Annotated in this window: 14 protein-coding genes; 2 read left to right on the top strand and 12 right to left on the bottom strand. The window is 65.4% G+C overall.

What is annotated here, in order from left to right; translation table 11 throughout:
• Positions 1-8: 8 nt before the first annotated feature.
• The 5 genes from MHZ91_RS17455 to MHZ91_RS17435 all read right to left on the bottom strand — a co-directional run bounded on the left by MHZ91_RS17455 (position 9) and on the right by MHZ91_RS17435 (position 3,184).
• On the bottom strand, positions 9-347 hold the full coding sequence (locus MHZ91_RS17455; RefSeq protein ID WP_175122112.1) for a multidrug efflux SMR transporter: 339 nt from the start codon (positions 345-347) through the stop codon (positions 9-11).
• Between the two features lie 2 nt (positions 348-349).
• Positions 350-1,231, bottom strand: a complete 882-nt coding sequence (locus MHZ91_RS17450) for a decaprenyl-phosphate phosphoribosyltransferase (protein ID WP_239214855.1) — start codon at positions 1,229-1,231, stop codon at positions 350-352.
• Positions 1,228-1,851, bottom strand: coding sequence for an HAD family hydrolase (locus tag MHZ91_RS17445; RefSeq protein WP_239214853.1), 624 nt, complete (start codon positions 1,849-1,851; stop codon positions 1,228-1,230). The genes MHZ91_RS17450 and MHZ91_RS17445 overlap by 4 nt, the downstream gene beginning before the upstream one ends.
• A 301-nt stretch (positions 1,852-2,152) precedes the next feature.
• Positions 2,153-2,590 carry a carboxymuconolactone decarboxylase family protein gene (locus tag MHZ91_RS17440; protein ID WP_175139497.1) on the bottom strand — a complete coding sequence of 146 codons (438 nt, stop codon included), beginning with the start codon at positions 2,588-2,590 and terminating at the stop codon, positions 2,153-2,155.
• Positions 2,591-2,737: 147 nt separating this feature from the next.
• Positions 2,738-3,184 (bottom strand): hypothetical protein, encoded by a 447-nt coding sequence (locus MHZ91_RS17435; protein WP_239214850.1) that lies wholly within the window; start codon positions 3,182-3,184, stop codon positions 2,738-2,740.
• A gap of 127 nt (positions 3,185-3,311) precedes the next feature.
• Here MHZ91_RS17435 and MHZ91_RS17430 point away from each other — a divergent pair, with 127 nt between their 5' ends.
• Positions 3,312-3,707, top strand: a complete 396-nt coding sequence (locus tag MHZ91_RS17430; protein WP_175139495.1) for a hypothetical protein — start codon at positions 3,312-3,314, stop codon at positions 3,705-3,707.
• A 175-nt stretch (positions 3,708-3,882) separates the two neighbouring features.
• A complete protein-coding gene (locus MHZ91_RS17425) occupies positions 3,883-5,979 on the top strand; it encodes a PhoX family phosphatase (protein WP_239214848.1) in 2,097 nt (698 codons plus the stop codon).
• 99 nt (positions 5,980-6,078) lie between these two features.
• Here MHZ91_RS17425 and MHZ91_RS17420 read toward each other — a convergent pair whose 3' ends face one another.
• From MHZ91_RS17420 to MHZ91_RS17390, 7 genes are all read right to left on the bottom strand, one after another.
• Complete coding sequence (locus MHZ91_RS17420; protein ID WP_239214845.1) at positions 6,079-7,011, bottom strand: glycosyltransferase family 9 protein; 933 nt, start codon at positions 7,009-7,011, stop codon at positions 6,079-6,081.
• 97 nt (positions 7,012-7,108) lie between these two features.
• Positions 7,109-8,317, bottom strand: a complete 1,209-nt coding sequence (locus MHZ91_RS17415; RefSeq protein WP_239214842.1) for a polysaccharide lyase family 1 protein — start codon at positions 8,315-8,317, stop codon at positions 7,109-7,111.
• Between the two features lie 20 nt (positions 8,318-8,337).
• A complete protein-coding gene (locus MHZ91_RS17410) occupies positions 8,338-10,251 on the bottom strand; it encodes a tetratricopeptide repeat protein (RefSeq protein WP_239214839.1) in 1,914 nt (637 codons plus the stop codon).
• Positions 10,244-11,275, bottom strand: a complete 1,032-nt coding sequence (locus MHZ91_RS17405) for a sugar ABC transporter (protein ID WP_175139529.1) — start codon at positions 11,273-11,275, stop codon at positions 10,244-10,246. The genes MHZ91_RS17410 and MHZ91_RS17405 overlap by 8 nt, the downstream gene beginning before the upstream one ends.
• A 121-nt stretch (positions 11,276-11,396) precedes the next feature.
• Positions 11,397-12,113 carry a hypothetical protein gene (locus MHZ91_RS17400; protein ID WP_056559922.1) on the bottom strand — a complete coding sequence of 239 codons (717 nt, stop codon included), beginning with the start codon at positions 12,111-12,113 and terminating at the stop codon, positions 11,397-11,399.
• Between the two features lie 9 nt (positions 12,114-12,122).
• Positions 12,123-13,460 carry an ABC transporter permease gene (locus MHZ91_RS17395; RefSeq protein ID WP_175186602.1) on the bottom strand — a complete coding sequence of 446 codons (1,338 nt, stop codon included), beginning with the start codon at positions 13,458-13,460 and terminating at the stop codon, positions 12,123-12,125.
• Between the two features lie 7 nt (positions 13,461-13,467).
• Entirely contained in the window at positions 13,468-14,625 is a 1,158-nt protein-coding gene (locus tag MHZ91_RS17390) for a polysaccharide biosynthesis/export family protein (protein ID WP_175186603.1), read from the bottom strand.
• Positions 14,626-14,653 lie beyond the last annotated feature (28 nt).

Raw genomic sequence — 14,653 nt, 5'->3', positions numbered from 1 at the left:
GGCTGCGCCTACTTCGAGACCAGGAAGACGCCGACGGCGATGAACGCCGCGCCGGCCATCCGCATGGCCGTGATGGTCTCCGTGCCGGACAGCAGGCCGTAGACGAACACGCCCGCAATCGCGCAGGCCACCATCAGCGGATACGCCAGCGTCAGATCGAGCTGGCGCAGCGCCAGCGCGTAGAAACCAAAGCCCAGGCCGTACGCGCCGATGGCGCCCGCATAGGGCAGCGCCTGCGTCAGCAAGGACGGTGTGGGCCCGTGGGCTGCGGCGGACCCCGCCGCCTTGAGCGCCACGCTGGCCACCACGCTGCAGGCCCCGCTGAGGATCAGCCAAAGATATGCCATGTCTACGTCCTTACCAGCAAAACCACCACCGCCACCCAGGCCAGCACCGCAAGGCGGATCTGGTTGTCGGCGAGCAGATCGCGGCCCGGCTCTTCGCCCGATCCGCCCTTGTACAGCAAGTAGATATACCGGAAGACGCCGAAGGTGACGATGGGCAGCGTGACGATCAGATGCTGCGTGCCGTGCAACGCGGCGGTGATGTCGTCCACCGTATAGAGGCCATACGCCAGCAGCGTCGTGCTGGCGGTAATGCCCACCAGGATGTCCAGCAGCTGCGGCGAATAGTGGCGCAGCACGGTGCGTGTGCTGCCTTGCGATGCCGGGGCATCGAGAGGCGCCGACGCGATCTCGGCACGGCGTTTGGCAAAACCCAGGAACAGGGTCAGCATGAAACTGCACAGCAGCATCCAGCGCGACGGGATGATGCCCACCGCAAAGGTGCCGCAAGCCAGGCGGATCATGAAGCCCGCAGCAATACAGAACACATCGACCAGCACCTTGTGCTTCAGGCTCAGGGTGTAGGCAATGTTCAGGGTCAGATAGCTGGCCACGGCCAGCGCCACGGGCCAGAGCCCGCACACGAGCGGCAGGCCGAGCGCCGAGCCAAACAGCACGACGATCAGCGCGCGGGCCGCGGGCAGGCCGACCCGTCCGCTGGCAATGCCGCGCAGCCGCTTCTTGGGATGCGCCGCATCGGCGGCGCGGTCGTGATAGTCGTTCAGGACATAGACCGCACTGGACGCGAGGCAGAACGCGACAAAGCCCACGCCCACGGCAAACACCAGCGCGGGGTTCGTCCATCCGTGGCTGAAGATCAGGCCGATCAGCACGAAGCCGTTTTTCAGCCATTGCTGCGGACGCAGCAGGGAAATCAGCGCCCTCATGGCTTGACCGCCTGCCCGCGGTACCAGGCATGTTGGGCCGCGTCGATGAGCCACTGGTCGCCACGGCTGTCGCCGTAGGCGTGCAGTTCATATTGGTCCGGACCGCCGTAGCGCTCGGTCAGGCGCCGCAACTTTTCAGGGCCCCAGCAGTTGTGTCCGTCAAAGTCGCCGGTCAGACGGCCCTGCGCATCGACCGCCATGCGCGTGCAGATGAGGTCGTCGAACCCGAGGTAGCGGGCCACGTCGTCGAGGTAGATGTCGGGCGAGGCGCTGACCAGCACGCAGCGGTCGCCGCGCTGCTGGTGCCAGCGCAGCCGCTCGATGAGCGCGGGCCGCAGCGGAATGGTGTGCACCCACGCGCGGGCGATGCGGGCCAGCTCGGTGCGCGAGCGCCCGCGCAGCGCGGCGCGGCAGAGCGACTGCTTGGCCTCTTCGTTGCTGCGCAGACGCAGCGCGAACGCCGTCAGCGCCGGCGCGGTCCGCACGAACGCCGCCAGCAAGCCGACCCACGACAGATGGGCCAGGAAGGGAATGAATGTGTCGCGCTGAGTGAGCGTGCCGTCGAAGTCGAAGGCAGCGATCACGCGCGTGGGAGCGGGAAACTGCGTTTGTGTAGCCATACTGCTATCGCGACGGAACCCGGCCGGGCCTTGCCGTCACAAACTATGCCGGAAAATGCGTCAGCGCCCAAGGCGCAAACGCGTGATGTCAGACGCAGTCTCGCCGTGCGCGCAAGCCCGCAGCGAAACATGTGCCGTTTATTTCAAAATTTTTGTAGTTGTAACACATCGGATTACAAGTCATCATAGCCCGCTCCCGATGCGGGCAAGCAGGAAAGAACCGCACGAAATCCGCCGCTCTTCCCGCCGCTTTCAGTTTTCCCCCGGCTTCAAGGGCGCGCCGACCCAGTGCCGGGGCGAGTCATCCCTGCTGCGCCTTGAACGCGCCTTCCTCTTCCAGCACCTGGTTGGCCACCTTGAAAGCGTCCAGGCCCGCGGGAATGCCGCAATAGACCGTGGCCTGCAGCAGGATCTCCTTGATTTCCTCGACCGTCACACCGTTGTTCAGCGCACCCTTGACGTGCAGCTTGATCTCGGCGGGCCGGTTCAGGGCCGTCAGCATGGCCAGGTTGAGCATGCTGCGCGTCTTCTTCTCGAGCCCGGGGCGGCCCCAGGTGTAGCCCCAGCACCATTCGGTCGTGATGTGCTGGAACGCCATCATGAAATCGTTGGCGCGCGCGATCGAGCCATCGACGTAATCGGCGCCGAGCACTTCACGGCGCAGTTCCAGACCTTGGTCAAACAGCGCCTGGGTTTCCGCCTGGGTTGGTGTCTGGGTTTTGGGGTCAGCGTCTGCCATGGGATGTTCCTCCGAGATGGTGGCGGCGGAAATCGAAGATCCGCCAGCGGGTGGTCGTTCGGCCGATTGTGGGCGTGCGGCATCCCGCCCGTCAAATCCGGCAGCTTCACGCAAAACGAGGAAGGGTTGATGACGCCGGCGCGCGGTTTACAGCGAATACCGGTAGTCGCAGTTCAACGTGGCTTGCAGGGGCGCCGGATAACCGCTGGCCGCCTTGCCGCCGGGACGCGGACCCAGCAGCCGGGCCTGGAACGTGCCGGCCATGTCGCCATCAGCCGTCTTTTTCACAGCCACGGTGGACGGCAGCGCATACAGCGTCAGCGCCTGTCCATCCGCCGGCGCGACCAGCGTGAACACCGACTGCGGGAAATTGGCGACGACATAACCGGGCGCCTCATCCGACGTGAACGACAGCGTGGCCGTCGCATAGGTCAGCGTCAGCGCCAGTTCATCGGAAGACGGCGAAGGAATGTCGCCCTTCAACGCCACCTTGCCGCTCTCTGATATGCACGACAGCGATGCGGGCGCGGAGCCGGCCTGCGCAGTACCGGCCAGCAGGGCGATGGACAACAGACAGGTGGCGCGTGCAATCATGGTCACTCCTCACCGGCGCCAGCGTGGCGCACGCCGGCAAAATTTCGTCAGGAATATATCAGACGGTCATCCCCGTCTGCCGCGATCCGTATAGGATGGAGCGTCGTCCATCAGAAGGAGCGTCCCCATGCCATCAATGCGACATCCTGTTCTGGCCAGCGCACTGGCCGCGGCGCTCGCCGCCGCCCTGCCCTTCGCCGCCCACGCCGAGTCCGTCACGCTGCAGGTCGAGCAGGTCACGCCCGGCGCCGATCCGCACACGAACGCGCGCGTCGTCGACATCAAGCTCAAGCCTGACAGCGTCAAGACGCTGGCGAATTTCACGCGCGAGCGCGTGGGCCAACGCGTGCAGTTTCGCGCAAACGGCATTCTGCTGTCCTCGGCCACGCTGATGAGCCCGCTGGACGGCGATAGCCTGCGCATCACCGCAGGCGAGCATGGCTTTGCGGGCAAGTCCGCCGAGGAAATCGCGCAAGGCATCATGAAGGACGGCGCGCTGACGATGGACGACGAAAACCGGTAAGCACGCCCGCCCCTTGCATCCACAGGCTGACGCCCGCGCACGCGGCGTCAGCCTTTTGTTTTGGACAAGATGGCGCAGGCGCAACAGGTTTCAGTCATCTGTCATTAACCTTTCATTTCGGACTTCTAGTATTGCTCGTCCCCATCGGGCATCAGACCCAAAGCCAGGAGTTCAAATGAGCAAGTCCATCTCCGACAAGACCGTCCGCAATCCCAGCAAGAGCACCCCGTTCAGCGAGATTCTCGAAAAGAACATGTCCCGCCGCATGGTGATGCGCGGCGGTATCGCCGCTGCGTTCGCGACGATGACCAGCCTCGGTCTTGCCGGCTGTAATGGCAGCGACGACGATGACGACGATGCCGGCAACGGTGGCCAGAACCCCGCGCCGGAACAGCCCGGCACGGAGACGCCTCCGGCGCCGGCCCCGGTCAAGCTGGGCTTCGAGTCGCTGCCCACCTCCATGACCGACGCCTGTGTCGTGCCGGCCGGCTACATCGCCCATGTGTTCGCACCGTGGGGCACGCCGTTCAACGACAACGCGAATCCGTGGGACCGCAACGGCAACAACAGCTCGACTGACTTGCTGAACTCCACCGGCATGCACCACGACGGCATGCACTTCTTCCCGATCAACGGCAGCTCCACCGAGGGCCTGCTGGCGGTCAACCACGAATACATCGACCAGAAGGCGCTGCACCCGAACGGCGCGACCACCGTCGCCGGCAAGCGCCCCATCGAGGAAATCCGCAAGGAAATCAACGCGCACGGCGTCGCAATCCTGCACGTGCGCCTTGAGAACGGCCGCTGGACCATCGTTCACAACTCGCGCTACAACCGCCGCTTCACGTCGGCCACGCCGATGAAACTGGCCGGCCCCGTCGGCGGCACGGACTGGGTCAAGACCCCGTACTCGCCCAACGGCACGATGGTGCGCGGCACCAACAACAACTGCGGCAACGGCTACACCCCGTGGGGCACGTACATCACGGCCGAAGAAAACTGGGCCGCCTGCTTCGTGAACACCGGCACGCGTCCCGCGCACCAGCAGCGCGTCGGCGTGCCTGACGACAAGGGCCGCTACGAATGGGAAACGGGCGCCAACGACCCGCTGGAAGTCCAGGGCGAATTCGCGCGCTTCAACATCACCGAGACCGGCGCCGACTTCACGCAGGACTATCGCAACGAGGTCAACGGCTTCGGCTACCTGGTCGAAATCGATCCCTACAACGAGAACAGCATTGCCACCAAGCGCACCGCGCTGGGCCGCTTCGCGCACGAAGGCTGCGCCTACAGCCTGCCCGAAGCCGGCAAGCCGCTCGCCTTCTACAGCGGCGACGATTCGCGCTTTGAATACATCTATCGCTTCGTGTCGGAAGCCGTGTGGGATCCGAAGGACGCCGAGCGCACCGACCGTCTCGCGGTGGGCGCGAAGTACCTGGACAAGGGCACGCTGTACGTCGCGCGCTTTGACGCCGATGGCACGGGCCAATGGATCGCGCTCACCGGCACGACCGTGGGCGCCGGCGGCCGCACGCTGGCCGATGAGTTCGGCAGCCTCGAAAACATCATCATCAACACCCGCGGCGCCGCGGACTTCGTCGGCGCCACGCCGATGGACCGCCCGGAATGGACGGCCACGCACCCGACCAACGGCGACATCTACCTGACGCTGACGAACAACTCCAGCCGCAACGCCAGCCGCGGCACCAACCCGGCCAACCCGCGCCTGAACAACGTCAACGGTCACATCGTGCGCTGGCACGACGAGCCGGGCTCGACCAAGTTCAAGTGGGACATCTTCGTGTTTGGCTCCGACGCCGGCGCCGACGCCGACACCAACCGTTCCGGCCTGACCACGCTGAACCAGCTGGCCAGCCCGGACGGCATCGGCATCGACCCGCGCGGCATCCTGTGGATCCAGACCGACAACGGCATCGACGGCGGCCGCAACAACAACGTGGCCAAGGCGACCAACGACCAGATGCTGGCCGTGATCCCCGGCGCGCTGGCCGACAGCACCGGCACGGGCCCCGCCATCAACGCGACCAACCAGGCCGACCTGCGCCGCTTCTTTGTCGGCCCGAACGAAGCCGAAGTCACGGGCTTTGCCTTCACGCCGGACTACACCAGCATCTTCCTGAACATCCAGCACCCGGTGAACTGGCCGGCCTACGACACGGAAGATGCAACCACCGCCACCACGGGCGTCGTCCGCCCGCGTTCGTCGACGGTGGTGATCCGTCGTGCCGACGGCGGTCCGATCGGGGTGTGATGACATGACGTCCGGGGTGACCCGCTCACCCTGAACGCCGAAAGACAACAGCCACCCGGATCGGGTGGCTGCTTTTCATTGGCGGGCCGCGTCAGACCGCTACCGGGCCAGCACCGCCATGCACGCCTCGAACACGCGCCCCGGATGAATCGAATTGATCGCTTTCGATCCTGCTTCCGGCACGACGTCGCGGGTGTAATCGCGCGCCCAGAACCATTCGGGATTCGATTCGTTGAACACGCCCACGTAGGGCACGCAAAGCCCCTGCGCGATATGCGAAGGGCCGCAGTCGTTGGAGACGATCAGCCGCGCGTCCTGCATCAGTGCGACCAGCTCGGCCACGGAGCGGGAGCATTCCAGGCGGAAGTCCGGCCGATTCATGTCTTTCAGGCGCTGGCGCTCGGCCGCTTCGGCCGGACCCAGGACAAACGTGAAATTGGCGGTACCGCCCAGCCGCGCCTGCAGCAGGTCGGCCAGCGCAACATAATGATCCAGCGACCACCGCTTGAACTGCCCGGCGCCGCCGCCCGGAATCAGGACGATGTCGGCCGGCTGCACCTTGCCCGCACAGGGTCGGCCGATTTCGACGAAGCACTGGCGCGCAATCGCTTCGGGATCGTGTTCCTGCAGCGTGGACAGCAACCGCAGGTTTGCCAGGCCGATGTATTCGCGGATGTCCTTGGTGTGGGAGTGCGTCCAGACGCAGTCGCCGAGCCGGCGGTTGCTGAAGCCCAGCCGCAACTTGGGCCGGCGCAGCAGGTTGATGAGCGCAAAGCGCTCGCTGGAATGATGCAGCGTCAACGACGCGCTGGCGCGTGGGGGCAGCGCCTTGACCTGATCGCCGAATGCTTCTGCGCGGACGAACTGATCCACCCATGGCAGCTGCGTATAGAAGGCCTCCACGTCAAACCGCGAGACAACGCGGACACGCTTGTCCGGCCACAGATTCTTGACCTGGTACAGCGCAGGAAACGCCACAATCTGGTCGCCAAAGCGTGCTTTGTTACGAACGAATACGACGATGTCGGACATGGTTCCTCACCTGATGAAATCACGCAAGAAATCCTGATTTCTTGTGGAAATGCGCACAATCAGAAAACTACAAAATCAGCGCGGGGACGAGCATACCTCAGCCCGGGCAACCCGCGCCGGTGCGCGTTGCCGGCAAGGGTGTATCGCCCGACGTATTACCGGCAAATTTGCGAATCTTCTCGGCCAGCTCGGGCGTCGCTTTCTCGTAGCCGTAGCAGTAAGACGGCGTCGGCGCCGACTCGGGGCGATAGTCCTTGAGCACCGGCTTGGCATCGCCCAGATACAGGTTGTCCTTCAACCGCAGAAAGGCCTTGAAATCGCGGGTGTAGCCGTGATCCGCCTTGCGCTTTTCATAGGCGCCGCGATCGGAGTCGCCGTTGTCCAGTGCGCTGCGTGCCGGCGCAATCGGGATGTAGCGGCAGTAGTTGACGTTGATGCCTTCCACCGTGGGGTAGAACTCGGGCTCGACGCACTTGCGCTGCGCGTCGTTGTTGAAGATGTTGCCTTCGACCAGCGCCTTGGCCTCCAGGCTGAAACTCATGCCGTAGAAGTCCCAGTTTTCGAGCAGGTTGTTGAACAGGTGGAAGGTGCCGAACTGCGCGCGCGGATTGCGCTGCACGGTGTTGAAGAAATAGTTGTGATGCAGCGTCACGCGCGCAATCGAATCGCGCTCGTAGTTCTGGAACAGATTCTTGGACGTGATGTTGTTCAGCAGCATGACCTTGTTCGAGTTGTGGAACTTCGTCCAAGAGATCGTCACGTCGGTCGAGCCGTTCTTCACGTTCAGCAGGCGGTCCGACATCCGCGACAGGTCCATGTGGTCGACCCACACATCGCGGCTGTCGTTGGCCACATTCACGGCCTGCGTAAGCCGCGTGAGCCGCCCGTCGATCGTCAGATGCGTCAGGATGACGTTCTTCGCGCCATACACGCCCAGGCCGTCGTCGATCAGGGCGACACGCTTGCCGCGGCCGTCAATGGTCGTGTTGGACGGCACGCGCAACTGCGACTTCAGCACGATCGTCATGTCGGACGCGAAGCGTATCCATGCCGGTCCCTTGCGGGCCTGCGCCAGCGCGGCGCGCAGCGTACCGGGTCCGGCGTCCTGGTCCGAAGTCACCTCGATGAACTTGCCGCCCAGACCGCCCGTGGCTTTGGCGCCATATCCTTCGCGCTGCGCCAGCAAGCTGGCTACGAACGGGCAGTGTTCATCGGGCGCCGCGCATTGCCCGCTTGCTGCCGCTGCCCCGCCATACAAGCCGGTCAGCGTCAGCAGCCACACCATCACTGTCTTTCGAAGTCGCATCGCAACCGCTCCCTCAAATTTCACGCGGACGGATCCGCCGCCGTCACATGGCGCCAGATGCCGCCGCTTAACCGCAGGTTCTCCGGCGGGCCGGCAAGATGCTCGCGCAGCCGTTCAAAGTACGCCTTTTGCCAGCGCAGCGCGTACGCGTCCGCGTCCTCGCCGGGATTGGCGGCCGGCAGCATTTCCAGCGTGTAGGCCACCTGCCCGTTCTCCCAGCGGGGCGCGTAGAACACCGACGGCACACCCATCCGGTGCGCCAGATGCGCCGCGAATCCGGAATACGTGACGTCCTGGCCTTCGAAGGTCGTGCGCGGCGCGGCGGGATTCGCCGCGCCGTCGATGGCCAGGCACAGCACAAAGCCCGAGTTGATCGCGCGCATGCAGGCCTTGGCGACCTGCGCCTCGGTCTGGTCGGCCGTCGAGATCAGCGCCTCGGCGTAACTGCTGCGGGCGATGCTGGGCGCCGACGCCAGCCAGCGCGACGGAATGCCGACCAGTTCCAGCGCCATCAGGCCCGCATACATCGGCCCGACGTGGGCGGTGGCGACCACGACGCCGCGGCCGGCGGCAAGCAGCGGCGCGAAGAAGCGCTCGCCGGTATCGAGCTCACCCAGCATGGCCATCGCTTCTTCGACGCGCTCCTCGCGGCATTCGAGCCAGTCGAACAACAGATGGTCGATCATGTGGCCCCAACGCGCGCGGCGTTCCCACGTGGCGCGATCGATGCTGGTGTCGCCGCGCATCGACCAGGCCCAGTCCAGCCGCGCCTGCGGAATCGGCGCGGTGTCGAGCTGGTCTTCCATGCGCGCCAACGCTTCCTGGAAGGTCTCCGGCAGCCGCGCGCCACGCTTGGCGACGTATTGCTCGAACAGCGCCTCGGCCTCTTCCTTGCGCCCGGCCTGCGACAGCGCGCCAATGGCGGACCGCTGCCACAGCAAGTTGTCCGGCGACTTCTTCAGCAGGAACATCATCTGCTCGGCCGCCGCGTCGTACTGCAAGGTGTAGCGCAGTGCGCGGGCGTACAGGCCCCGCGTCTGCTCAAGATCCGGCGCCAGTTCGATGGCGCGCGCCAAGGGCGCCACGGAATCCTTGTAGCGTCCGGCGCGCAGCAGGGTTTCGCCGTGCAGCGTCAGCAGCCGCACATCGTCGGGCGCGGCCTGCAGGCCGGCCTCGAAGTGCGTCAGCGCATGGGTCTTGCGATCGTCTTCGGTGCCGCGCCGCAGATGCGCCAGCCCCAGCGACGATCGCAGCGCCGCGCAATCCTGGCCCGCGCGCAGCGCGCCGTCGCCCAGACGGATTGCAGCCGCAGTGCGGCCGTCGGCCAGCAATGCGCGCACCGCCATTGTCGCCACGCGTTCATTGGGCAGCTTGTCTGGATCCAGCGACGCCGCGATGCCAGAGGCTTCGGCGATGTCCCCATTACGCACGAAGGCCATCATCCACGCATAAGCGTCTTCGGGCGCGCTCTGCGCCAGCGGCAGGGTCGTGCGGGCGACTTCCGCCGCCTCGGGCACGCGTCCCGCCTGCACACGCATCTGGATGCGCGCGGCATGCAGCGACGCATTGCCGGGCTCGATGCCGGCGGCGGCATCGGCTTCGGCGATCGCCCTGTCCCACTGCTCCAGGCGGCCAAGCAGACTGGCGAGCAGGCGCCTGTCGTCCACCCGCGCGGGATACACCGCGACAAGCGTTTCCAGCGCCGCGATGGCAGAGGCCAGCTTGCCCTCTTTCACGTCGGGCGAGACCAGCAGCCGCCGGACCTCGCGCCAGCCGTCCTTGGCCGGGCGCAGCGCCGGTTCCAGCGCGGCCATGCCGCTCGCCGGGTCTGCCGACGCGCGGATCTGTCCGATGACCTCGCGCAGGCGCGCCGTGGCGTCCTGCGGTTCGGCGCCGGCGTCCGGCCGACGGCTTTCAATGACCGTATCAACCATGACGCAGCCCCCTCAACAAAGCCATCGCGACGCGTGCGATGAACATGAGCACAAATCCCAGTGCCAGCGCCTGCAACAGCAGGATGCCGGTGCGCGGGCTGCTGGGCCGATCCGTCGGCACCGGCTGCGCGATGATCGACAGATACCGCTGCAGGCGCAGCGCGTCCGTCATCGCCTGCTGGTACGACTGCTGCGCCAGCGTCAGGTTGGAATCCGCAAACACCTGCGCATTGCGCAGCGCCTCGTATTCCTTCAGTTGCTTGGCTTCCGTATTGCCGTCGCCGCTCAGGCGCTGGCGTACGGATGCAAGCCGCTTTTTCAGGGCCGCCACCTGCATCTGCGCAGGCTTCAGCATGAAATGGTCCTTGTTATCCAGCGCCCGGATCTTGTCCAGATTGATCTGCGCGGTGCTCAGCTCGCCTTCAAGCTGGCTGGACAGGTTCAGCAGCATCGACACCGTCGCGCTGGGGTCGATGTTGCCGTGCTTGGTGCGCCACGTCGTCAACGCGTCGCGCGCCGCCAGCGCCTTTTCCTCGGCAAACTTGACCGACTCTTCGCTCACCTTCAGCTTGTCGGCAACACCCTTCTCGTTCATCGAACTGACGAACTGCTCGGCCAGGCCGATCAGCTCCCGGGACAGCGTGGCCGCGTCTTCCGACGAGAACGCGCTGACGCGCAGCACGTCGATCTGCTCCAGCGCGTTGAACGACACGTGCACCGACGCCTGATAGGCGCGGTACAGATCGTCTTCGCTGGAATCCTCGGCCAGGCGGTTGAACGGGTCCAGCCCATCGTTCATCAGATAGCGGCGCAGGCCGACCTTCTTGTCCAGCTGCTGCATGCTGTCGCGCGACTTCAGAAAGTCCGCAACTGCCCAGCCGTCGACGAATCCGCCCAGCATGCCGCCCGAGTTGCCCGTCGTGAGCAGGCTGGCGGCCGCGCCGCCGCCGCCCTGCTGGCCGGATGCCGACTGCACGAAGAACCGCGATTCCGCCTCATAGCGCGGCGTGGCGACGATCAACAGGTAGATCACCGCCAGCACTACCGGCACCAGCACGATCACCGCGTTGATCCAGCGATGGCGGCGGCGCTCGCGCAGGGCCGACTGCCGTTCGCGGCGGCGGCGTTCGATCTCGGATCCGCCTTCAGAACCCGAGTTGGCCTTCGTCGAAGCCGCCTCCGAGGACGTCGTCGCCTGTGCCGGAGTCGCTCCGTGATCGTCGCGGGGGATACCTGCGGAGGCACTGGTCGAGGTCGTCGTCGATGCTGAGCGCGCTTCGTTCATAGATCAAGCCTTTGAAGCAATAATCCGCCAACTGATTCTGGCGATAACTGGAAAAAATGAGTGTCCGGCCGACCAGGCGCTCTTCAAAAAGCGCCAGCCAGAGCCGGGTGAAACGGCAGGGCTCGAAGGGGATGCTCCCTTCGATCACGTAGACATCGAACGCGGGCGCCAGCGCCAGCGCGAACGAAAACTCCTGCCGCACATAAAGCGGCCAATGCTCCATGGGCTTGGCCAGCATCTTCGGATCGCTGATCAGGTCCGCGACCAGTTCGTACGTGGCGTCGGGGTCGATCTCGTACATTTCGCTGACGAAATCGATCATGGACAGCCCGCTGGCCTTGCCGCGGATGAAACCCTGCCGGCCGATCGCCCACGACACATTGCCGTCGTGCTTGACGAAGCCCTGCCGCGGCGGACGCAGACAGCACAGCACGTCCACCAGCTGGCGGTGCATCTCCGGCGCCGGCGACAGCAGCGCATAGCGCCCCGCCGGGATGTCGAGCGTAGCGTTGGCCAGCAGCGGCTGCCTGCTGCCGAAGGAATAGGGTTCGTCGGTTACGCCATTGAGATGGATCATCTTTCACCCTCACATTGGCTGAACGTTGGGACGGGCCAGGCGCTCTGCCACCAGCGCGATCACCATCATGAACACCAGCGAGGTCAGGAAGTAACCCAGGCTGGCATCGTGCGACTCGTACGCATGGAAGTACGCCGAGCGCAGCAGCTGCATGCCGTGCGCCAGAGGCGACCACAGCATCCACGGCCGCAATTGCTCGGGAAACTGCTCCGACACGAAGAACACCGCCGCGAAGATCTGCAGGAAGCGCTCGATGATCGGCGCCAGCCGCAGGAAGAAGTGCCAGTAGGTCGCAATCGATCCGAACAGCACCCCCATCGCCGCACCCGCCACGCCCATCAGGACCACAAAAAGAATGAAGCCGGCCCAGCTCTTGGGCAGCGTGATGAGCCCGATCGCATGGCCCGCGGTGATCAGCACCCCAAACACCACCACATACACCGATACGTAGATCATGGCCTGCACCAGCGCGCACATCAGCGGCGTGACGCCCTGGAAATTCAGCAGGCCGCGTGCCGAGACATACGCCGTACTGCTGCGGAACGCGATCTGACGGAACATGATCCAGGTCGTCGCGCCCAACAGCGAGAACGTCTGCACGTCCATTCCCAGGATGTAGTGCGTGCCCATCAGGATGTACAGCGACGAAATCAGGGTCAGCAGCACGACAGGGCCGACCAGCGCCCACACCAGCGCGATGCGGCTTTCGCCGTGCATCACGCGCAGCTGGTAGATGAACATCGCCATCAGCGTGCGGCCGATCGGCCGATGGCCGGCGGTGTCCTCCGAATGCCCCTTATGCAGGGAGCGCAGCCGGTCGCGCAGGATCGCGAGATCACCCGCTTCGCTCTGCGCAACCTCGATCTCCAGCGCGATGTCGTTGCGTGACGCATGGCGGCGCGCTTCACGCGCCTCTTCCTGCTTGCGACGTTCCACGCGGCGGGCATGCGCGACCGCCAGCCGCTCATCCTCGGCCACCAGCTTGGCCGGCATGTAGCCCGGCGCAAACACCTCGACGCCCGCGCGGATGTCCTGCTCCAGCAGGCGCACGATGATGCGCAGGCGCCGCCGGGAGAAGTCCGCCAGGGTCTCGTCGACCTGGCTGCGCACGATCTCGGCGTCCAGCTCCGCCTGCACGGCCTCGTACACCGCCCGCCGCGCCGCGACGGAGTCGTGCGGCTCGCCCTGCAGACGGGCCAGCAGCGGCTTGAACAGCACGCCCGGCGGGGCTTTGGCTTCGAACAGCGCGGCCGGATCCAGCCGCCAGTTGGCGACGCCAGACCCCACCGTGTAGCTGTTGTCCTTCCGGCGCGAGCGCCAGCCCTTTATCCGATCCTCGTTGCTCATGGACGCGTTATTGGGCAACGCCGGTCGAACCGCCGCCCGAATCGCTGTCGATGGCTCGCGTGGCGCTGAAGCCGGCGCTCATCGTGACGCGGAAGGCCGACAGCACCTTCTGCACCTGCGTGAACGGCGCATCCGAGATGTAGATGGCCTGTCCTTCATGCACCGTGAACTCGCGGGCCAGCGCCACCTGCTCCGGCCGCGTGAGGTCGAACTGGTACACGACGGGCAGCAAGTCCGGCTTGCCTTCGGCCCCCGCTTGCGCGGGCGTGAACAGGAACACTGAACGCGGATCGGCCAGCTTGTCGTCCAGGCCGCGCGAGTCCGCCAGCGCGTCCAGCACGCTGTAATTGCGCTTGCTGATTTCCACGCGGCCCTGCTGGCCGGCCGCGCCGAGCACGGTCAGGAATTCCTTGGCGTCGTAGGCGGTGATCACATCGCCCGAGCGCAACAGGATGTCGTTGTTCTGGTTGCGGTAGATGTCGGCCAGCCGCACCGAGGCCACCTGGCTGTCGCGGCGCAGGCTGATGATGAGCTGTTCGGGGTTGGTCTGCACGGGCGCGGCCTGCGCCAGCGCGCTGCTCAGGCGCTGGGCGGTCTGCGTGATGGGATACATGCCGGGCTTGGTCAGGTTGCCCTGCACCGTCACCATCTGCCCGCGCGCGTCGGCCGCGCGCGTGACGCTGACGTCGGCGCCGACCACGAGCTTGCTCAGGCGCGCCACGATGGCGTCATGCAACTGGCCGAGCGTCAGGCCCTCGGCGCGGAACTTTCCGATGATGGGAAACGTAACGTTGCCGGCACTGTCGATGTCCTGGTTACCCAGATCACTGACGCCGGACGGGTCCGCGGCGAACACGCCGAGACCGCCGCGTTCCCACACTTTCACGTTGATGCCGTCACCCGGCACCAGCTTGTCGAAACCTGCCTGCGTCAGATCGCGGTAGCGCACCGGAAAGTCCGCCACATCGGGCACCCGGCTCTTTCGCGCGAGTTCGCGCGACACGGGCATCACGATGACGTCCTTGTCATCGTGAGCCCCTGTCATTTCGCTAAGCATCGGGCCGGACCGTGGGAGCTGGCAACCCGTGAGTGTCAGCGCTGCAAGCAGCAGCATGGCAAGCGTCGCATGGCGCCGCGCGCCCAGGGCCGGGACGTTCATTAGCATAGGTTCCTTCAACTTCAGCACTTTTAAA

Source organism: Achromobacter sp. ACRQX, from assembly GCF_022346505.1.
GTDB classification, from domain to species: domain Bacteria; phylum Pseudomonadota; class Gammaproteobacteria; order Burkholderiales; family Burkholderiaceae_B; genus Achromobacter; species Achromobacter animicus.
The sequence above is the reverse complement of the archived record's forward strand: the minus strand, read 5'-3'. Positions and strand labels throughout refer to the sequence as shown.